The sequence below is a fragment of the Yinghuangia sp. YIM S09857 genome (assembly GCF_051388915.1).
Lineage (GTDB): Bacteria > Actinomycetota > Actinomycetes > Streptomycetales > Streptomycetaceae > Yinghuangia.
Genome location: NZ_JBPKBH010000007.1, coordinates 422,220 through 441,937 on the forward strand (window position 1 = coordinate 422,220; position 19,718 = coordinate 441,937).

Consider the following 19,718-nt stretch of genomic DNA (forward strand, 5'->3'; position numbering starts at 1 on the left):
AGCCGGGCGGGTTCGAGGGGCGTTCTGCCCGGTTATTCGGCCGCGCGCAGGCTCATGGCGGAGTAGACGACGTCGTCGCCCTCCAGCAGGGTGACCTGTTCGACCCCCGCGTCGAGCAGGCCGCGCCAGTTCTCGCCGAGCCAGGACTCCGCGTCCGACTGGTTCGAGAACTCCTCGGACTTCGGGCCGGAGACCGGGGCGCCGTCCGCGTTCTCGTACCGCCACTGCCACATCATGGTGGACTCCTTCGGTGGGGTCTTCCGGGTTCCGGTTCCGTCCGAGTGCCGCGGTTTTCGGGCGGGTTCGGCGGCACCGGATCTCTTCGACATCAGCTCATGAACGGTCCGCACAGTAGCCGACCGGGACCCACCAGACATTCCGTAACGCCGTACCGCTCGGGGAGTAGCGCAGAACACATGGAGTTGACGTTCCTCGGCACGGCCGGACCACGGGGCTGGCCGCAGCCGTTCTGCACATGCGCCTCGTGCCTGGGCTGCACCGGATCGGCGGTGCGCGAGCCCAGTTGCGTGCTGGTGGACGGCACGCTGCTGATCGACTGCGGGCCGGAGCCCGCGCACGCGGCGGCCCGGGCGGCGCGGCCGCTGACGGGCGTCCGCCACCTGCTGCTCAGCGGCCCGGCGGAGAGCGCGTCGCTCAACTGGCTGCCGGCCGCGGGGCTCGACGTGGTCGCGGCCCCGTCCGGTCCTCCGCCGGGCCTGCCGGCGCCGACCGCGGGCGGGCCGCCGTGGCAAACCGTGGAGCCGGGCGAGGAGTTCGTGCTCGGCAGCCACCTTGTGCGGGTGTTGCCGGGGGGTTCGCCGGGGCGGGTCGCGTACGCGGTGACCGGGCCCGGCGGCGCGCGGCTGCTCTACATACCCTCGTCGCTGCTCGCGCCCGAGGCCGACGCCGCGCCCGCGTGGGCGGACGGACGGCCGTACGACGCCGTGCTGTTGGACGTCGTGGCGTGGCCCGAGCGGCTGGCCGCGCTGCGGCGCGAGGGGGCGGTGACGGAGGAGACCGACGTCCTCGCGGTGCATCTGTCGCACGAGGCGCCGCCGGGCGAGGAGTTGCAGCGCCGGTTGGCGGCGTGGGGGGCGCGGGCGGTGTCGGACGGCGGGGTCGTCCGCCTCGGCGCCGATCCGGACCGGCAGCCGGTGCGCCCGCACCGCACGCTGATCCTCGGCGGCGCGCGTTCCGGCAAGTCCGCCGAGGCCGAACGCCGCCTCTCCGCCGTTCCCGACGTCGTCTACGTCGCGACCGGCGGCACGCGCGAAGGGGACGCCGAGTGGGCGGAGCGCGTGGCGGCGCACCGGGACCGGCGTCCCGCGTCGTGGAAGACCGTGGAATCGACCGATCTGACAGGACTCATCGGGTCGGCGACGGGCCCGCTGCTGATCGACTGCCTGTCGCTGTGGCTCACCGCGGTCATGGACGAGTGCGGCGCGTGGGACGACGAGGCGTGGGACGACGGCGCCCGCGACGCGGTGCGGGCGCGGGTCGCCGAACTGGCCGCCGCGTGGCGGGCCTGCCGGGCGCCGCTTGTCGCGGTCAGCAACGAGGTCGGCAGCGGCGTGGTGCCGCCCACGCCGTCCGGGCGGCGCTACCGCGACGAGTTGGGCCGCCTCAACGCGGCAATCGCCGACGAGTCGGACGAAGTGCTGCTGGTGGTGGCGGGTCTGTCGCTGACACTGCGAGGACTCCCGAGAAAGCCCCGGCACGCGCGGAGTTGACCCCCTGATCCCGGAAAATCGGTCTCAATAGGGAGAAACTGGGTTGCGTACCCGTGGGCGCGACCTGAGGAGCAGACGTGGCGGACGACAGCGCATTTGTCATCGTGGGGGCCGGCCTCGCCGGGGCGAAGGCGGCCGAGACGTTGCGCGACGAGGGGTTCGCGGGGCGCGTCGTGCTGCTGGGCGAGGAGCGGGAGCGGCCGTACGAGCGCCCTCCGCTGTCCAAGGGCTACCTGATGGGCAACAGCGGTCGCGAGGACGTCTTCGTGCACCCGCTGGAGTGGTACGCCGAACACGAAGTCGACCTGCGCCTCGGCGTCACCGCGACCGCGCTCGACGCCGCCGCGCAGGAACTCGCGTGCGACGACGGCTCCCGGGTGCGCTACACCAAACTCCTGCTGGCGACCGGCTCGTCGCCGCGCCGCCTGCCGGTGCCCGGCGGGGACCTCGACGGCGTGCTGTACATGCGGCGGCTCCCGGACAGCGACCGCCTGAAGGAGGCCATCGCGGCCGCGGACCGGATCGTGGTGATCGGCGGCGGGTGGATCGGGTTGGAGAGCGCCGCGGCCGCGCGTACCGCCGGGGTGGCGGTGACGGTGTTGGAGGCGGCCGAACTGCCGCTGCTGGGACCGCTCGGCCCGGAGGCCGCCCGGGTGTTCGCCGACCTGCACACGAGCCACGGCGTCGACCTGCGGTGCGGGGTGCAGGTGGCGGAGATCCTGGGCGACGGCCGTCGGGCGACCGGCGTACGACTGGCCGACGGGAGCACCGTGGACGCGGACGCCGTGGTCGTCGGCGTCGGCATCCGCCCGAACACCGGGCTCGCCGAAGGGGCCGGGCTGACCGTGGACAACGGCGTGGTCGTCGACGCGCGGCTGCGGACGTCCGACCCCGACGTGTTCGCGGCGGGCGACGTCGCCAACGCGTTCCACCCGCTGCTCGACCGGCACATCCGCGTCGAGCACTGGGCCAACGCGCTCAATCAGCCGCAGACCGCGGCCAAGGCGATGCTCGGGCAGGATGTGCGGTACGAGCGGATGCCGTACTTCTTCACCGACCAGTACGACCTCGGCATGGAGTACACCGGCTACGTCGACCCCGGCTCCTACGACGAGGTGGTCTTCCGCGGCGACCGCGAGGCACGGGAGTTCATCGCCTTCTGGCTCTCCGGCGGCCATGTGCTCGCGGGCATGAACGTGAACGTCTGGGACGTCACCGACCCGATCCGCGATCTGGTCACCAGCGGCCGCACCGTCGACACCCAGCGCCTGGCCGATCCGGCGGTGCCGCTGGAGGAGTTGATCGCCGGGGCGTGAGAAGGGGAGCGGGCGCGGCCGTGGGACGGGCTCGGCCGTGAGACGGACACGGGCGTGAACGTGAAGCGGACACGGCGGACACGGGCGTGAAGCGGACACGAAGGCGGCGCGGGGCCGCTCGATGCGTCCGTGGGAGGTCCGCCGCGGCACCCCTGTCCTCGATCCCGTCCTCGGCGGGCACGCACTACGCTGACCCGCGATGACTATCGACCTCGACTCGCTCTCCGCCCTCGTCGAACGGCCCGACGACGAGGCACGGGCTCGGCTGCGCGCGCGGCTGCCGAAGCAGACCGGATCGGCCGGATCCCTGGGGCGTCTTGAGGACGTCGCGGTGTGGCTCGCGGGGGTGCGCGGGGGCGACGCCGCGAGCCCGGTGACCACCCCTCGCGTGGTCGTCTTCGCGGGCGACCACGGCATCGCCGAGAAGCAGGTGTCGGCCCACCCGGCCGGGCACACCGCACGCGCGGTCCGCGAGGCGGCGGGCGGCGGCGGAGCCGTGGGCCTGCTCGCGGGGCTGTACGGAGCGGGCGTCCGCGTGGTGGACATGGCCGTCGACGCCGACCCCGGGCTGCTGCCCGACGCGGTCACCCGGCACCGGGTCCGCACCGCCAGCGGCAGCATCGACCGGCACGACGCGCTCACCACCGCGCAGGCCGAACAGGCCTTCCGCGCCGGCATGGAGATCGCCGACGCCGAGATCGACGGCGGCGCCGACCTGCTGGTGATCGGCGACATCGGAGTCGGCAGCACCACCGCCGCAGCGGTCCTCATCGGGGCGCTGACCGGCACCGACGCGGCGGCCGCGATCGGGCGCGGCTCCGGCATCGACGACGCGACGTGGATCCGCAAGTGCGCCGCCATCCGCGACGCGCTGCGCCGCGCGCGGCCGGTACTCGGCGATCCGCTGCGGCTGCTCGCGGTCTCCGGCGGCGCGGACTTCGCGGCGATGAGCGGGTTCCTGTTGCAGGCGGCGATCCGGCGTACGCCCGTGGTGCTCGACGGGGTGGCGTCGGCAGCCTCCGCGCTTGTCGTGCAGCGCATCGCGTACCGCGCCCCCGACTGGTGGCTGGCCGGGCACGTGACGCCCGAGCCGAGCCACGCCAAGGCGCTGGACCGCATGGCCCTCGAACCGCTGCTGGACTACAAGCTCCGCTACGGCGAGGCCACCGGTGCGCTGCTGGCGCTGCCGATCGTGCGGGCCGCGGCGTGCCTGGCCGCCGAACTCCCGCTCGACGCAACGGAAGAGGACGAGAAGGAGGCGGAGGTCTCCGAGGCCGAAGGCACCCAAGACGGCAGCCCGGTCGAGGCGGCCCCGGGATCCGGCGACGGTCCGGTTCCCGGCGTCGGGCCGCGGTACGTCGATCCCGACACCGGCCAGCCCTCGTTCCTGAAGCACACGCCGCCCGCGACTCAGTGAGCACTCCGCACGACCCGGCACCGCCACCCGATCCGGCCGTCCCGCGTCCCGGCGACGGCCTGCGCCTCGCGTTCGGAACGCTGTCGGTGCTGCCCGTCCGGGTGCCGTACGTCGACCGGGCGGTGGCCGGACGCGCGATGTCCGCGGCGCCGCTTGTCGGCCTGGTGCTGGCCGGCGTCGCCGCCGGGGTGCTCGCGGTGGCGTCGTACGCCGGCACCGGCCCGCTGGTCGCCGCCGTCCTCGCGCTCGGTGCGCTCGCGCTGCTGACGCGCGGCCTGCACCTGGACGGGCTCGCCGACGTCGCGGACGGACTCGGCTCCGGTAAGCCCGCCGAGGGCGCCCTGCGCATCATGAAGGCGTCCGACATCGGGCCGTTCGGCGTTCTCAGCCTGCTGTTCGTGCTGCTCGCGCAGGCCGCCGCGCTCACCCAGGCGGGTGCCCGGCACGGTGCCGACGGCGCGGCCGCGGCGCTGGTCGTCGCGGTGGTGTGCGGGCGGGTCGCGATCGGGCTCGGCTGCGTGCGCCACGTGCCCGCCGCACGGCCCGGCGGACTGGGCGCGATGGTGGCCGGAACTCTGCGCCCGGCGACGGTCGCGGTGTTCGTCGTGCTGCTCGCGGGCGCGGCGTCCGGACTAGGCGCGGCGGCCGAACTCGGGCCGGTGCGACCGCCGGTCGCGGTCGCCGCCGGACTGCTCGCGGCAACGGCCTTGCTGTGGCACACGGTTCGCCGCTTCGGCGGCATCACCGGTGACGTGCTCGGCGCGTTGGCGGAGACGGCGACCACCACCGTATTGGTGGTGCTGTCCACAGCCTGACGCGTGCTGTGCACCGTCATGTAATGCTGTGGGCATATGGCGGGACCGACCAAGTCCCCCGGCGGAACCCCGGCACCCCCTGGGGGACACCGCGCATCGACGGGCAATCGACGAGAAGAGAACAGGACACTCGTGACCACTCTGAGCCTGAGCACCAGCTCGGCGGCGACGCTCCGCGCCGACGCCATCGTCATCGGACTCGCCAAGGGCGGTGACGGCCCGACCGTCGTCGCCGGCGGCGAGGCCGTCGAGACCGCTTTCGGTGGCGCGCTGGACTCGGTCCTCACCGCGCTGGGCGCGACCGGCGCGGAAGGCGAGATCACCCGCGTCCCCGCCGCCGCGGGCGCGGGGTCGTCGCTCAAGGCGCCCGTGGTCATCGCGGTGGGTCTTGGGGCCGAGCCCGACGGCGGGTACGGCACCGACCAGTTGCGCAAGGCCGGCGGCAACGCGGCCCGGGCCGCGGCCGGGCTGAAGAAGGCGGCCGTGGCGATCGCGCTGGGCGACGCGGCGGCGGTCGGCGCGTTCGCGCAGGGCGTGGTGCTCGGCGCGTACACGTTCGACGCCTACCGCGAGAACTCCCTCGAAGGCCGCAAGCCGGCCGTGAAGGACGTCGTGCTGGTCGGCGCGAAGGCCCGCGACAAGGCCGTGAAGGCGGCGTTCGAGGAGGCCCTGGCGATCGCGGAGAGCGTCAACAAGGCGCGCGATCTGGTCAACACGCCGTCCAACGACCTGAATCCGAAGGGCTTCGCGGCCATCGCGGTCGACCTCGGCAAGAACTTCGGCTTCAAGGTCGAGGTGATGGACGAGAAGGCGCTCGCGAAGGGCGCGTACGGCGGCATCCTCGGCGTCGGCCAGGGCTCCGCCACCCCGCCCCGCCTGGTCCGCCTCGGCTACACGCACCCCAAGGCGAAGCGCACGATCGCGCTGGTCGGCAAGGGCATCACGTACGACTCGGGCGGCATCTCGCTCAAGCCCGCGGGCGCCAACGAGACCATGAAGATGGACATGGCCGGCGCCGCCGCGGTGCTCGCCGCGGTCACCGCGATCGCCCGCATCGGCCTCCAGGTCAACGTCACCGGCTGGCTCGCCCTGGCCGAGAACATGCCGTCGGGCACCGCGACGCGCCCCGGCGACGTGCTGCGGATGTACGGCGGGCGCACGGTCGAGGTGCTCAACACCGACGCCGAAGGCCGCCTGGTGCTCGCCGACGCCATCACGCGCGCCTGCGAGGAGAGCCCCGAGAAGCTCATCGACGTCGCGACGCTGACCGGCGCCATGATGGTGGCGCTCGGCAACAAGACGTACGGCATCATCGCCAACGACGACGACTTCCGCGCCGCGGTGCACGACGCGGCCGAGCGCACCGGCGAGCCCTCGTGGCCGATGCCGACGCCCGCCGAGCTGCGCCGGACCATGGACTCGACGATCGCCGACATCAAGAACATCGGCGAGCGCATGGGCGGCGGCCTGTCGGCCGGCGTGTTCCTGCGCGAGTTCGTCGCCGAGGGCGTGGCGTGGGCGCACCTGGACATCGCCGGGCCCGCGTACAACGAGGGCGAGGTGTCGGGCTACACCGCCAAGGGCGGCACCGGCGTCGCGGTGCGCACCCTCGTGCAGGTCGCGGCCGACGTCGCCGACGGCACCATCTGATCCGCGCGGCGGGGCCGGTGCGGGAATCCCCGCGGCGGCCCCGCTGTTGCGGACCGGCGTGACCCGACGTCCGCGGCGCCCGCGCGCCACCCGGCGGTATCCGCCGAACGCGAGCGCGCCGCGCGCCGTCAGCCCGCGCCGCGGTTCTTCTGCGTCCACTCCCGCATGCGCTGCGGGTAGCCGACGATCCCGGCCTCGTACAGCGGGATCCCGAGCTTGCGGGCCAGTGAGCGCCCCGCGTCGGGTCCGGCGATCCGCCGCCGCGTCCACTCCCCCGTGTCGGCCACCAGGACGATCGTCGTCCCGCTCACCGTCGTGGTGGGCTCCAGGTACGCCTCGACGCCGCGACGGCTCTTGGCGAACTCCTTCAGGTGGTCGACGGCCGCCGAGGCCGCGTCGCGATCGGCGCGTCCGCGCGAGCCGCGTCGGAACAGTCCCACGTCCGGTTCCTTCCTCGGCCGATCCGGTCCGTGGCCGCGTCCGGAACAGTCTGTGTGCCGTGGCAGATAGCTTGTGTGCTGGTGCTTTCGGTCGCGGCACCAGCTTGGCGCGGCCCTTGTGGCCCAGGCAACACACCGGGGGAACGTGCCGCACGCCCCCGAGGTGCCCGCCTCCCGACAACAAGTGGGAGGATGTTGTACCGGCACTTAGAGCCTTCCACAAGAAGGGGGTGCTACCCGGCGCCCAAGCCCGGGTGAGCACATCGCAATCCAGCAGGAGGACGTGACGTGGCGAACGACGCCGGAGCCGTTTTCGATGTAGTGATTCTCGGAGGCGGAAGCGGCGGGTACGCCTGCGCGCTGCGTGCCGCCGAACTGGGAATGCAGGTCGTACTCATCGAGAAGGGCAAGCTCGGCGGCACCTGCCTCCACCAAGGGTGCATCCCGACCAAGGCGCTGCTGCACGCGGGCGAGGTCGCGGACCAGACCCGCGAGAGCGAGCAGTTCGGCGTGAAGTCGACCTTCGAGGGCATCGACATCGCGGCGGTGCACAAGTACAAGGACGGGGTCGTCTCCCGGCTGTTCAAGGGCCTGACCGGCCTGATCGCGAGCCGCAAGATCACCGTCGTGGAGGGCGAGGGCCGCCTGGTCTCCCCGACCGCGGTCGAGGTCGGCGGCACCCGCTACGAGGGCCGCCACGTCGTGCTGGCGACCGGCTCCGTGCCGAAGTCGCTGCCGGGCCTGGAGATCGACGGCAACCGCATCATCAACAGCGACCACGCGCTGGTGCTGGACCGCGTGCCCGCGTCCGCGGTGATCCTGGGCGGCGGCGTGATCGGCGTCGAGTTCGCGAGCGCCTGGAAGTCGTTCGGCGTCGACGTGACCATCGTCGAGGCGCTGCCGCACCTGGTGCCGGTCGAGGACGAGGGCAGCTCCAAGCTCCTGGAGCGCGCGTTCCGCAAGCGCGGCATCAAGTTCGAGCTCGGCTCGCGCTTCAGCGGCGTCGAGTACACCGACTCCGGCGTCCGCGTCTCGCTGGAGAACGGCAAGCAGGTCGAGGCCGAGCTGCTGCTCGTCGCCGTGGGCCGCGGCCCGGTGTCGGCGGGGCTCGGGTACGAGGAGGCCGGGGTCGCGATGGACCGCGGCTACGTCCTGGTCGACGAGTACTGCCGGACCAACGTGCCGACCATCTCCGCGGTCGGCGACCTGATCCCGACCTTGCAGCTCGCCCATGTGGGCTTCGGCGAGGGCATCCTCGTCGCCGAGCGCATCGCGGGCCTCCAGGTCGCGCCGATCGACTACGCGGGCGTGCCCCGGGTGACGTACTGCGACCCGGAGGTCGCGTCCGTCGGCCTCACCCAGGCGCAGGCGGTCGAGCGCTACGGCGCCGACAAGGTCGCGACGCTCGACTACAACCTCGGCGGCAACGGCAAGAGCCAGATCCTCAAGACGACCGGCTCCGTCAAGGTCGTCTCGGTCCAGGACGGCCCGGTCGTCGGCATCCACATGGTGGGCGCCCGGATGGGCGAACTCGTGGCCGAGGCCCAGCTCATCTACAACTGGGAGGCCCTGCCGTCCGAGGTCGCCCAGCTCATCCACCCGCACCCGTCCCAGTCCGAGGCGATCGGCGAGGCCCACCTGGCCCTCGCCGGCAAGCCGTTGCACGTGCACGACTGACGCGCCCCTGCTGACACTTTTGCCCGGAAGCGTACGAAGGAGTCACTGACCCCATGCCGGTCTCTGTAACACTGCCCGCGCTCGGCGAGAGCGTGCAGGAGGGCATCATCACCCGCTGGCTCAAGCGGGAGGGTGAGCGCGTCGAGATGGACGAGCCGCTCCTTGAGGTCTCGACGGACAAGGTCGACACCGAGATCCCCGCGCCGGCCTCCGGCATCCTCGTCTCCATCAAGGCCGCCGAGGACGACACCGTCGAGGTCGGCGCCGAGCTGGCGATCATCGACGACGGCTCCGGTGCCGAGGCCGCCCCGGCGGCGTCCGCCCCGGCCGCCGCCGCTCCCGCGCAGCCCGCTCCCGCGCCCGCCGAGGAAGCCCCCGCGCCGCCCGCTCCGGCGCCCGCCGCCGAGACCCCCGCCCCGGCCTCCGCTCCCGCGGCCCCGTCGGGCGGCGCGGCCGAGGGCACCCCGGTCCTGCTGCCCGCGCTCGGCGAGAGCGTGCAGGAAGGAACGATCACGCGCTGGCTCAAGCAGGTGGGCGAGAACGTCGCCGCCGACGAGCCGCTCCTTGAGGTCTCGACGGACAAGGTCGACACCGAGATCCCCGCACCGGTGGGCGGCGTGCTCCTGGCGATCAACGTCGCCGAGGACGAGACCGTCGAGGTCGGCGCGCAGCTCGCGGTGATCGGCGCCCCGGGTGCGTCCGCTCCGGCGGCCGCCCCCGCACCGGCCGCTCCGGCGGCGGCCCCGGCTGCCGCGCCGCCTGCTCCGGCTCCGACGGCGCCCGCCGCCCCGGCCGCGGCTCCCGCGGCCCCGGCTCCCGCACCGGCTCCGGCTCCGGCTGCCGCCCCGGTCGCGGCTCCGGCGGCTCCGGCCGCGCCCGCCGCCGAGGGTGAGGGCGAGTCGGCGTATGTCACGCCGCTCGTCCGCAAGCTCGCCGCCGAGCACAACGTGGACCTGGCCAAGGTGAACGGCACCGGCATCGGCGGCCGGATCCGCAAGCAGGACGTCCTCGACGCCGCCCGCGCGCAGGCGCCCGCCCCGGCCCCGGCAGCCGCCCCGGCCGCCGCGGCTCCGGCTGCCAAGCCCGCCGCGCCGGTCGCCGAGCCGTCCGCGCTGCGCGGCCAGACGCTGCCGATGACGCGCATCCGCAAGGCCATCGCGAACCACATGGTCAACTCGCTGAAGGTCTCGGCGCAGTTGACCACCGTGGTCGAGGTCGACGTCACCAACATCATGCGGCTGCGCAACAAGGCGAAGGCCGACTTCCTCGCGCGCGAGGGCGTCAAGCTGTCGCCGATGCCGTTCTTCATCAAGGCGGCGGCCGAGGCCCTCAAGGTCCACGCGGTCGTCAACGCGCGGGTGAACGACGACGAGACGATCACCTACCACGCGGTCGAGAACATCGGCATCGCCGTCGACACCGAGCGCGGCCTGATGGTGCCGGTCATCCACGACGCGGGCGACCTCAACATCGCGGGCATCGCGAAGAAGACCGCGGACCTCGCCGCGCGCACGCGCGACAACAAGGTCAAGCCGGACGAGCTGGCGGGCGGGACCTTCACGGTCACGAACACCGGTTCGCGCGGCGCGCTGTTCGACACGCCGATCCTCAACCAGCCGCAGGTGGGGATGCTCGGCATCGGCGCGACCGTGCGCCGCCCGGTCGTGGTGAACCACCCCGACCTCGGCGAGACGATCGCGGTCCGCGACATGGTGTACCTGGCCCTGTCGTACGACCACCGCATCGTCGACGGCGCCGACGCCGCGCGCTTCCTGACCACGGTCAAGGCGCGTCTGGAAGAGGGCGCGTTCGAGGGCGACCTCGGGCTGTAGTCCACGCGGGCGACACCCGTCCGGAGCGTTCCGGACACATGCGGTCGGAGGCGATCCCGGGTCAACCGGGATCGCCTCCGCCGTTTCGGGCAGTATGGCGGCCATGCGCATTGCCGTGACGGGGTCGTCGGGTCTCATCGGTTCACCTCTCGTGCGCTCACTGCGCGCGGACGGGCACGAGGTGGTGCGGTTCGTCCGCCGCGCTCCCAAGGCGGCGGACGAGGCGCGGTGGGATCCGGTGGCGGGCACGCTCGACGCGGACGCGCTGGCCGGCGTCGACGCGGTCGTCGGTCTCGCGGGGGCGGGGGTGGGCGACCACCGGTGGACCAAGGCGTACAAACGCGAACTGCGGGACTCGCGGGTGCTCGGCACCGCGACGCTCGCCCGGGCCATCGCCGCGATGGAACGACCGCCGTCGGTCTTCCTGTCCGGCTCCGCGGTGGGCTTCTACGGCGACACCGGCGACCGGATGGTGGACGAAACCGCCCCCGCGGGCAGCGGGTTCCTCGCCGAGCTGTGCGTCGAGTGGGAGGCGGCGACGGCACCGGCCGAAGAGACGGGGGTACGCGTCGCGCACATGCGTACCGGGCTCGTCGTGGCGAGCAAGGGCGGCGCGTGGGGACCGCTCTTCCGCGCGTTCCGGTTCGGCGTCGGCGGTCGGATGGGCAACGGCAGGCAGTACTGGAGCTTCATCTCGCTGCGGGACGAGATCAACGCGATCCGTTTCCTGCTGGAGACGGAGGCCGTGCGCGGCCCGGTCAACCTGACGGCACCCAACCCGGTGACCAACGCCGAAGCCACCAAGGCGATGTCGCAACTCCTGCGCAGGCCGGCGCTGTTCCCCGTGCCCCGCCCCGCCCTGCGCGTCGTCCTCGGCGAATTCGCCGACGACGTGCTGTCGAGCCAACGAGTGGCCCCGCGCGTGCTGGAGGCCAACGGCTTCCCCTTCGCACACCCCACGATCGATCTGGCCGTCGCGGTCGCCCGCCACGGCTGACCTCCGCCGCGGCGGGTCGATAGGCGGCGCGGTCGGTGGCTTCACGCCTGCGCGCGGCCGTGGGCGGCAGCCATGCGCGGGTTGGGTGCGCATCCGGCTCCGGGGGTGGACGGCTGCTGCGCAATTCGCTTGGAGGGTGCGGTGGTTCGTGGGGCTTTACGGTTCCTGGGGGTGTCCCAGGCGCTTTTCACGGGTTGCGTTGGGTATGACTCCATGGCGATGCGCGGCCGAACGTGCCGCGTCCGGGCACCGGGAGGGGACACCGTGGCCGAGGCACACCGCACCGATGTCATCGTCGTGGGGGCAGGACTGGCCGGGCTGAGCGCGGCTCGGCGCCTCGTCGAGGCGGGGGTCGACGTGACCGTGCTGGAGGCGGGCCCCCGCCCCGGCGGCCGGGTCCGCACCGATTCCGTCGACGGGTTCCTGGTCGACAACGGCCTCCAGCATCTGGCGACGGCGTACCCGCAGGTCGCGGCCCGGCTCGACCTCGCCCGGCTGGACCTGCGGTCGTTCGCGCCCGGCGTACAGGTGGTCGGCGACGGGTCGGCGGCTGCCGGCGGATGGCGCGGCGGTGGGCGTCGGGTCGGCGATGTGCGGCGGATGCGCGGGGCGATCGGAGCATGGCGTACGCCCGGCAACGCCGACCGCGCCCGGGTGGCCGCCGCTCTCGGACGGGCGTCCGCGCTGCCGGTGCCGCGGATCCTGGCCGCGCCGGACGTCGCGGTGTCCGAGGCGGGCTGGCCGCCCGCGCTGCGTCCGCTGCTCACGGCATTGCTGCACGACGGCGAGCTGGGCTCGTCCCGCCGGTTCGCGGACCTCGTGCTGCGGTCCTACCTGCGCGGACGCGCGACCGTCCCGGCCCTTGGCATGGCCGCGGTTCCGCGGCAACTGGCCGGCGGGCTGCCGTCCGGCACGATCCGCTACGGCGTACGCGTCACGGCCATAGCCACCGACCGCGTGACCACCGACGTGGACGGCGAGATCCCCACGCGCGCGGTGATCGTGGCCACCGACCCCACGACCGCGGTGGACCTGCTGCCCGGCCTGCGGCGCCCGGCGTTCCGCCGTCTGACGACGCTGTGGCACGTCGCCCCCGCAGCGCCGCCGGGCGAACCGGTGCTGATCGTCGACGCGGACGACCCGGGGCCGCTGACGCACACCGTCGTGATGTCCGAGGTCGCGCCGAGCTACTCCCCCGACCGCCGCGCCCTGGTGTGCTCCACGGTCCTGGACCACGACGGCAGCGACCCCGACAAGCTCGAAGTCGCGGTCAGGGAGCGTATTTCGGCCATCTACGGGACGGCCACGCGCGACTGGTCGCACCTGACGACCCGGCACCTCCCCGAAGCCCTGCCGGTCGTCGAGCCCGGCCACAATTTCCGCCGCCCGGTGCGTGTGCTGGCCGGTCTGTACGTCTGCGGCGACCACCGCGACTCGTCCTCGATCCAGGGCGCGCTGGCCTCCGGACGCCGGGCCGCCCGCTCGGCGCTGGCCGACCTCGGGGCGCTCACGGCATTCGCCGCCGGTGTCCGCCCGGGCGGCGGCAAGGCGCCCGCGGCGTAGGCGGCTACCGCGTGGGCGCCCGCGGTGTAAGCGGCCGAGTGAGCGCCCGCAGCGTAGGCGGCTCCGCGTAGGTGGCCGCGGTGTAAGCGGCTCCGCGTAGGTGGCCGCGCCAAAACCGCTCACGTCTCACGGCGGCGTCGGGCCCGCATCCCCGATCGGACCCGACGCGCCGTCTTCCCCCCAAACCGCCTCCTCCAGCAGGGAATGCTGCCGCCCGCACGGACGTTTGTCGGCGCGCACGCGGCCGCAGGTCGGGAGCGTCCCGCTACGTGGCCGAGTGCAGGAAGTCGTCCGTGCGCACCATGAAGTCCTTGACGGCCGGCGTGTCCCGGTACGGCGTCAGGCGCAGCGAGAACTCGCGTACGTAGTCCACCGCCCGTGCCGACCGCAGGCCGCCCGCGTCCTCGGTCGCCTCGGCTTCCAACGCGCAGGCGCCGTCGAGTTCGCCCATGCCCAGCATGGCCGTGGCGAGGACCGTCCGGCAGAAGAGCAGGCTGCGGGCGTACTGCGTGTCCCGCAGCTTGAGCGAGCGTTCGGCGAACTCCCGCGCCCTGCGGTGGTCTTCGAGGTCGCGGAAGCAGTGTGCGTGCTCGTCGGCAAGCTGCGCCTCGTCGACGTACCGTGCCCACTCCGGTTCCTCGGCAGGCGAGCCCGCCTGGCCCAGCGCCTGTTCGGCACGCACCAGCGCCGCCATGCACGCTCGTCCGTCGCCCAACAGCCCGTGCCCGCGCGCCTCGACGGCGTGCAGGAGGACGCGTACGCGCGGAGTCGCCGCCGACAGCGCGCCCTGCTGGGCCACCCGGGCCAACTGCACGGCCTCGCGGCCGTGTCCGAGGTAGACGGCCTGCCTGCTCATCGTGGCGAGCACGTACGCCCCGAGCGCGCGGTCCCCGGATGCCTGGGCCAGGCGCAGCGCCTGCACAAAGTAGCGCTGGGCCATCCCGTGCACGCCGACGTCGTACGCCATCCACCCGACCAACCGCGTCAACACCGCCGCGGCGGCGAAGAGTTCACGGCCCACGACACCGCCATACGTGCCGCGCAGCATGGTGGCCACCTCGGTGTCCAGATAGCGCACCAGCGCCTGCCGCGCGTGCCCGCCCCCGAACGAGTTGTCGAGGCGGCGGAACGCTTCACCCACGGCTCGGACCGCGGCGACATCGCCCGCGCCCACGCGCGTCCCGTCCGAACGCTGCGGCTCCTCGTCGGCGTCGCCGATCAGCCAGTCCCGGCTGGGCACGACGAGCGCGCCGGGGGTGAACGCGGCCTCCACCAGCGCCGGGCGGTGCGCCGAATCCGCCTGCCACATGCCGGAGACGATCTCGACTGCCTCCGCGGGCCCGGCCGCGTACTCAAGGCCGGCGTAGTCGGGACGGCAACCTGCCATCCCCAAATCCTCGGCACTCAGTTTGCGGGACAGACGTTGTGTGAAGACCTCGGCGAGCAGTATGGGCACGATGCCGCGGGGGTGTTGGCCGCGTAACCAGCGGGCCACGGAGGTCTTGTCGTACCGGAGATCGAGGCCCTGCTCGGCACCGAGTTGATCGACGCGTCGGGCGAGCCCGGCGTGCGAAAATCCGGCCTCCTCGACGAGCGTGGCAAGCCGGTGATTGGGACGCCGTTCGGCCCTGGTCGTCATTCCTGTGCACGCCTCCCGAGTTCGGGTCGGATCGCGCGAGAACTTAGCGACCCTGGAAGGTTGGGACTCCCAATGGCGCAGAGAATGACCCTTTCGGGTGATGCGGGATGTCCCGTACGCCAGGGCGCCGCCACCCGAGCCGCACGTCCGCCGGACTATGCCGCCGCCCCGCGCCGGACCACACCCGCCCGCGACCGGAGTTCATCGGAGTTCAGGTGAACGTTTGTTCTTGTCACCGCATCCTGCCTCGGGCAACATGCCGCTCACCCCAAGCCGATCGTCGGCCCGTTCGTCCGAACCGGTCGCTAGGCTGATCACGCCGGAGGGGGCGAAGTGGACACCGGCGGAACCGACACCATAGGGCGGGGTATTCGGCGTGGGCCGGCACGGGGACCGCGCGGCGGAGGACAGCGCGCCGGGCGGTGACAAGAAGGCAAGGGGTGTGGTCATACCCCTGGTCGCCGCTGTGCTCGTGTGCCTGCTGGCGACTTCGGGCGTGTGGCTGATCACCGCCGAGGACGGCGGCGACGCGCGGGACACGACGCCGATCGGGTTGAACGTACCGACAGACGCTCCGCGGGCAGACGCCACCGACACCGACGGCCCGCCGGCGGGCGGCAAGGGAATCCAGGGCGGGCAGGAGGACCCGTCGGCGTCAGCCTCGGTGAGTCCGTCGGCCTCGAAGACGCCCGCCCCCTCGAAGACCACGAAGAAGCCGGCCACTTCCGCACCCCCGAGCTCGGCCGCACCGCCGCCGCCGTCGTCGGCCCCGCCCCCTCCCCCGCCGCCGACGAGCGCGCCGCCGCAGAAGGAGTACGCGGTCTCCGCGAACGCCGAGCGGGGACGCTGGCAGACCACTCTGACCATCACCGTGCAGAACCCCAACGCGACGCCGCGCGGTCCGTGGTCGCTCACGCTCAACGACGTCTACCGCGTAACTGTGGACCGGCCGCCCCCGACAGTCGCCTTCGAGGACGGCAACACCGTCGCCAAATGCGGAGGAATGAGCCCGTCCACGACGATCGCCCTTGTGCTGAAGGTGTACGTCTCCTCGCGTGAGGACACGATCAGCTACACGTTCAAAGACGGGACCACAGAGAAGACGTACACCGTCAAGATCTCCGAGAACTGACCCCGGCGAACCACGCGAATCGCCCGCCGTACCCTGGATCCGTGGCTGACTTGCGCTTCGTACACGCCGGTACCGGTTCCCAGGCCGTCCCCTACGACCTCGCCTGGGACGAGCAGCGCCGCGTGCACGCCGCCGTCGTCGCGGGCGAGCAGCCGGACACCTGCCTGCTCCTCGAACACCCCGCCGTCTACACCGCCGGGCGCCGCACCGAGGACTCCGAGCGGCCGGTCGACGGCACGCCGGTCATCGACGTCGACCGGGGCGGCAAGATCACCTGGCACGGCCCCGGCCAGCTCGTGGGCTACCCCATCGTCCGGCTCACCGAGCCCGTCGACGTCGTCGCACATGTGCGGCGGCTGGAGGAGGCGCTGATCCGCACCTGCGCCGAATTGGGCCTGGAGACCACCCGGATCGAAGGCCGCAGCGGCGTGTGGGTGCTCGGCGATCCGGTACCGGCCGCCCCCGACCCGGCCAGCACCGGGACCGGCGGACTGAGCCTGCGCCTGGACCCGCGCATCAGCGTCCCCGACCCGCGCGACCACCCCGAGTTCGACCCGCGCCTGGCCGGACCCGAGTACGCGCCGTCCAACGCCGGGCAGCGCGGCGACGACCGCAAGCTCGCGGCGATCGGCGTACGCGTCTCGCGCAAGGTCACGATGCACGGGTTCGCCGTCAACTGCGATCCCGACATGACGTGGTTCGACCGCATCGTGCCCTGCGGCATCCGCGACGCGGGCGTCTCGTCGCTGTCCGAGGAACTGGGCCGACGCGTCACGGTGGCCGAGGTGTTGCCCGTCGTCGAGCGGCATCTCGCGGAGGTTTTCGCCCCGATCGGCGTGTGACGCACGCCTGTTCCGCCCTGTTCCGGCCTGTCCGGGAATCACCCGTGCCGCCCGCACGTTCCCCATGCTGGAAGGGCCGAACCGGGGGCGTACCCTGGATTCACCGCCCTCGCACCGACCGGTTACTCCACACCAGGGAGCTCGCGTGTCCGCTGTCGCACCCGACGGCCGCAAGATGCTTCGCCTTGAGGTCCGCAACGCCGAGACCCCCATCGAGCGCAAGCCTTCGTGGATCAAGACCCGCGCCAAGATGGGTCCGGAGTACACCGAGCTGAAGGGCCTGGTCCGCCGCGAGGGGCTGCACACGGTGTGCGAGGAGGCCGGGTGCCCCAACATCTACGAATGTTGGGAGGACCGAGAGGCCACCTTCCTCATCGGCGGCGACCAGTGCACGCGCCGCTGCGACTTCTGCCAGATCGACACCGGCAAGCCGGCCGAGCTGGATCGCGACGAGCCGCGCCGGGTGGCCGAGTCGGTGCAGGCGATGGGCCTCAAGTACGCCACCGTGACCGGCGTCGCGCGCGACGACCTGCCCGACGGCGGCGCCTGGCTGTACGCCGAGACCACCCGCCAGATCCACGCGCTCAACCCGGGCACCGGCGTCGAGCTGCTGATCCCCGACTTCACCGCGCAGCCCGACCAGCTCGCCGAGGTCTTCTCCGCCCGACCCGAGGTGCTCGCGCACAACATCGAGACCGTGCCGCGCATCTTCAAGCGCATCCGCCCGGGCTTCCGCTACGACCGCTCGCTCCAGGTCATCACCGCCGCGCGCGAGGCGGGGCTGGTCACCAAGTCCAATCTGATCCTGGGCATGGGCGAGGAGCGGGACGAGATCAGCCAGGCGATGCAGGACCTGTACGACGCGGGCTGCGAGCTGCTGACCATCACGCAGTACCTGCGGCCGACCGTGCGCCACCACCCCGTGGAGCGCTGGGTCAAGCCGGAGGAGTTCGTCGGCCTCCAGGAGGAGGCCGAGGACATCGGCTTCGCCGGGGTCATGTCGGGGCCGCTGGTGCGCTCGTCGTACCGCGCGGGCCGGCTCTACCGCCAAGCGCTCGAACTGCGCGAATCGCGCGGCGCGGCGCGCGCCTGACGGCGGCGTCCCGGGGCACCACCGGGCACGACACGACGCGTTTTTCACGATGGTTTGACCCTTACGTCATCCGCTGGTAACACAGGGTGGTGAGGGTGGAACACATCGCGGGCACCTGATCACAAAAGGTGCACCACGCACCATCGACATCGCGCCACTCACACGCCTACCCGGACCGCAGGGCGGTTCCGGTGACAGGGGGACAAAGGACATGCAGGTCGGCAACGTGCCATTCGGCCGGATCGCGCTGGGCAACGCCGCGGCACTGCGCGGTGCGTTCGACCGGGGCGCGTCGGCCCACAAGGCCACGGTGGGCGCCATGCTGCGGACCATGGAGACCATGCTGTTCCAGGGCGGCCAGCGTACGGCCCGCCGGAACGCGTGGGACTCGGTCTGCGCGGACCGCAGCCGGGCCCGGGCGCGCGCCGAGGCCAGCGACATCCTGGCGCGGCTTTCCACGGCGGAGAAGCCGGCGCGCCTCGGCGGCTGACCCGGGCCGACCCCTGTTGGTCACGGCCGGACGCCGTTCGGCCGTCCGGCGCAATCCGCGGTCTCCTTCGGGCGAAACCCGCGGGGACGCCGCCGACGGCGGAGCGAGGGACCGATCGCGCATCCGATTGCGCGTGCTCGACGGTCCCTTTCGCCAACTTTTCGGAGGCTTTTCGGGGCCCTTTCGGGTCCTTTTCCGGCCCTCGCGGAACTCGCGCCCCCGGCCCCCCGTACGACGCCACCCGGGGTAGGTATTCTTTGCCCCATGGCGAGCAAGGAATCATCGGAAAAGAGCGGCCGGCTCAAGCAGATCCGGCTCGCCTACAAGATGACCAAGAAGTCCGACAAGTGGGTCGGACTGGTCGTGGTGGCGTGGGGCCTGGGCGTCCTCGGGGTTTTCCTGGCGATCGGCTTCCTGATCGACCACCCCATCATCCTCGGCATCATCGGCTTCCTCTTCGGCCTCGTGGCGGCGGCGTTCGTGTTCGGGCGGCGCGCCGAGAAGGCCGTGCTGGGCGACATGGCCGGGCAGCCGGGTGCCGCGGCGGCGGTGTTGCAGTCGCTGCGCCGGGGCTGGGTCGTGACGCCGGCGGTGGCCGTGACGCGCAACCAGGACGTGGTGCACCGCGCGGTCGGCCAGGCGGGCATCGTGCTCGTCGGCGAGGGCCAGCCGAGCCGGGTCGGGAACCTGCTGGCCGCCGAGAAGCGCAAGATGTCGAAGATCGCAGAGGGCGTCGTGGTCACGGACGTGATCGTCGGAGACGGCGAGGGCCAGGTGCCGCTGCGCAAGTTGCAGGGCCACCTCGTGAAGCTGCCGCGCACGATGTCGAAGGCGCAGGTCGCGCAGGTGAACGACCGCCTCCGGGCGCTCGGCAGTCTGCTCGACAACATGCCGGTGCCGAAGGGCCCGATGCCGAAGAACGCGCGCATGCCGCGCGGCCCGCGTCGCTGACGGAAACCCCGTCCCCGACCTTCGGCCCGCGGGCACTGCGGGCGCTTCCTCCCACCCACTTGGACCAGCGGCTCCGGACCGGTTCGGAGCAGAGCAGACCGGAACAGCACGACGGCGGGGGGGGGGGGGGGGAG

17 protein-coding genes are annotated in these 19,718 nt (G+C 72.9%); 14 read left to right on the forward strand and 3 right to left on the reverse strand.

Annotated features, from left to right (window positions below; translation table 11 throughout):
- Positions 1 to 32: 32 nt before the first annotated feature.
- Entirely contained in the window at positions 33 to 236 is a 204-nt protein-coding gene (locus ACRX5S_RS18160) for a hypothetical protein (RefSeq protein ID WP_436773983.1), read from the reverse strand.
- 180 nt (positions 237 to 416) lie between these two features.
- Here ACRX5S_RS18160 and ACRX5S_RS18165 point away from each other — a divergent pair, with 180 nt between their 5' ends.
- The 5 genes from ACRX5S_RS18165 (at position 417) to ACRX5S_RS18185 (ending at position 6,928) form a co-directional block, all read left to right on the forward strand.
- Complete coding sequence (locus tag ACRX5S_RS18165) at positions 417 to 1,730, forward strand: bifunctional adenosylcobinamide kinase/adenosylcobinamide-phosphate guanylyltransferase (RefSeq protein ID WP_436773984.1); 1,314 nt, start codon at positions 417 to 419, stop codon at positions 1,728 to 1,730.
- A gap of 77 nt (positions 1,731 to 1,807) precedes the next feature.
- The gene (locus ACRX5S_RS18170) at positions 1,808 to 3,046 is read left to right on the forward strand and encodes an NAD(P)/FAD-dependent oxidoreductase (RefSeq protein ID WP_436773985.1); all 1,239 of its coding nucleotides are present in this window, start codon (positions 1,808 to 1,810) and stop codon (positions 3,044 to 3,046) included.
- Positions 3,047 to 3,245: 199 nt separating this feature from the next.
- Complete coding sequence (cobT, locus tag ACRX5S_RS18175) at positions 3,246 to 4,463, forward strand: nicotinate-nucleotide--dimethylbenzimidazole phosphoribosyltransferase (RefSeq protein ID WP_436773986.1); 1,218 nt, start codon at positions 3,246 to 3,248, stop codon at positions 4,461 to 4,463.
- A complete protein-coding gene (locus ACRX5S_RS18180; RefSeq protein WP_436773987.1) occupies positions 4,460 to 5,278 on the forward strand; it encodes an adenosylcobinamide-GDP ribazoletransferase in 819 nt (272 codons plus the stop codon). The genes cobT and ACRX5S_RS18180 overlap by 4 nt, the downstream gene beginning before the upstream one ends.
- 132 nt (positions 5,279 to 5,410) lie before the next feature.
- Positions 5,411 to 6,928 (forward strand): leucyl aminopeptidase, encoded by a 1,518-nt coding sequence (locus ACRX5S_RS18185; RefSeq protein WP_436773988.1) that lies wholly within the window; start codon positions 5,411 to 5,413, stop codon positions 6,926 to 6,928.
- Between the two features lie 128 nt (positions 6,929 to 7,056).
- Here the strand turns inward: ACRX5S_RS18185 and ACRX5S_RS18190 are convergent, their stop codons facing one another.
- A complete protein-coding gene (locus ACRX5S_RS18190; RefSeq protein ID WP_436773989.1) occupies positions 7,057 to 7,368 on the reverse strand; it encodes a hypothetical protein in 312 nt (103 codons plus the stop codon).
- A gap of 288 nt (positions 7,369 to 7,656) precedes the next feature.
- Between ACRX5S_RS18190 and lpdA the strand changes: the two genes are divergently transcribed.
- The 4 genes from lpdA (at position 7,657) to ACRX5S_RS18210 (ending at position 13,437) form a co-directional block, all read left to right on the forward strand.
- The gene (gene lpdA, locus ACRX5S_RS18195) at positions 7,657 to 9,045 is read left to right on the forward strand and encodes a dihydrolipoyl dehydrogenase (RefSeq protein ID WP_436773990.1); all 1,389 of its coding nucleotides are present in this window, start codon (positions 7,657 to 7,659) and stop codon (positions 9,043 to 9,045) included.
- Between the two features lie 53 nt (positions 9,046 to 9,098).
- Positions 9,099 to 10,877, forward strand: a complete 1,779-nt coding sequence (gene sucB, locus ACRX5S_RS18200) for a 2-oxoglutarate dehydrogenase, E2 component, dihydrolipoamide succinyltransferase (protein WP_436773991.1) — start codon at positions 9,099 to 9,101, stop codon at positions 10,875 to 10,877.
- Positions 10,878 to 10,971: 94 nt separating this feature from the next.
- On the forward strand, positions 10,972 to 11,874 hold the full coding sequence (locus ACRX5S_RS18205; RefSeq protein ID WP_436773992.1) for a TIGR01777 family oxidoreductase: 903 nt from the start codon (positions 10,972 to 10,974) through the stop codon (positions 11,872 to 11,874).
- A gap of 264 nt (positions 11,875 to 12,138) precedes the next feature.
- Positions 12,139 to 13,437, forward strand: coding sequence for an NAD(P)/FAD-dependent oxidoreductase (locus ACRX5S_RS18210; protein WP_436773993.1), 1,299 nt, complete (start codon positions 12,139 to 12,141; stop codon positions 13,435 to 13,437).
- A gap of 265 nt (positions 13,438 to 13,702) precedes the next feature.
- Here the strand turns inward: ACRX5S_RS18210 and ACRX5S_RS18215 are convergent, their stop codons facing one another.
- Positions 13,703 to 15,076 carry a regulator gene (locus ACRX5S_RS18215; protein WP_436773994.1) on the reverse strand — a complete coding sequence of 458 codons (1,374 nt, stop codon included), beginning with the start codon at positions 15,074 to 15,076 and terminating at the stop codon, positions 13,703 to 13,705.
- A 376-nt stretch (positions 15,077 to 15,452) separates the two neighbouring features.
- Between ACRX5S_RS18215 and ACRX5S_RS18220 the strand changes: the two genes are divergently transcribed.
- From ACRX5S_RS18220 to ACRX5S_RS18240, 5 genes are all read left to right on the forward strand, one after another.
- Entirely contained in the window at positions 15,453 to 16,208 is a 756-nt protein-coding gene (locus tag ACRX5S_RS18220; RefSeq protein WP_436773995.1) for a hypothetical protein, read from the forward strand.
- Positions 16,209 to 16,249: 41 nt separating this feature from the next.
- A complete protein-coding gene (gene lipB, locus ACRX5S_RS18225; RefSeq protein ID WP_436773996.1) occupies positions 16,250 to 17,050 on the forward strand; it encodes a lipoyl(octanoyl) transferase LipB in 801 nt (266 codons plus the stop codon).
- Positions 17,051 to 17,195: 145 nt separating this feature from the next.
- The gene (gene lipA / locus ACRX5S_RS18230) at positions 17,196 to 18,143 is read left to right on the forward strand and encodes a lipoyl synthase (RefSeq protein WP_436773997.1); all 948 of its coding nucleotides are present in this window, start codon (positions 17,196 to 17,198) and stop codon (positions 18,141 to 18,143) included.
- Positions 18,144 to 18,354: 211 nt separating this feature from the next.
- Entirely contained in the window at positions 18,355 to 18,633 is a 279-nt protein-coding gene (locus tag ACRX5S_RS18235; RefSeq protein ID WP_436773998.1) for a hypothetical protein, read from the forward strand.
- A 264-nt stretch (positions 18,634 to 18,897) separates the two neighbouring features.
- A complete protein-coding gene (locus ACRX5S_RS18240; protein WP_436773999.1) occupies positions 18,898 to 19,584 on the forward strand; it encodes a DUF4191 domain-containing protein in 687 nt (228 codons plus the stop codon).
- The last annotated feature ends 134 nt before the right edge of the window (positions 19,585 to 19,718 follow it).

Excerpts from the sequence above, each read along its gene's own strand:
- ACRX5S_RS18160 (WP_436773983.1), bottom strand. The coding sequence starts at position 236 with ATGATGTGGCAGTGGCGGTACGAGAACGCGGACGGCGCCCCGGTCTCC.
- ACRX5S_RS18165 (WP_436773984.1), top strand. The coding sequence starts at position 417 with ATGGAGTTGACGTTCCTCGGCACGGCCGGACCACGGGGCTGGCCGCAG.
- cobT (WP_436773986.1), top strand. The coding sequence starts at position 3,246 with ATGACTATCGACCTCGACTCGCTCTCCGCCCTCGTCGAACGGCCCGAC.
- sucB (WP_436773991.1), top strand. The coding sequence starts at position 9,099 with ATGCCGGTCTCTGTAACACTGCCCGCGCTCGGCGAGAGCGTGCAGGAG.
- ACRX5S_RS18205 (WP_436773992.1), top strand. The coding sequence starts at position 10,972 with ATGGCGGCCATGCGCATTGCCGTGACGGGGTCGTCGGGTCTCATCGGT.
- ACRX5S_RS18215 (WP_436773994.1), bottom strand. The coding sequence starts at position 15,076 with ATGACGACCAGGGCCGAACGGCGTCCCAATCACCGGCTTGCCACGCTC.
- ACRX5S_RS18235 (WP_436773998.1), top strand. The coding sequence starts at position 18,355 with ATGCAGGTCGGCAACGTGCCATTCGGCCGGATCGCGCTGGGCAACGCC.
- ACRX5S_RS18240 (WP_436773999.1), top strand. The coding sequence starts at position 18,898 with ATGGCGAGCAAGGAATCATCGGAAAAGAGCGGCCGGCTCAAGCAGATC.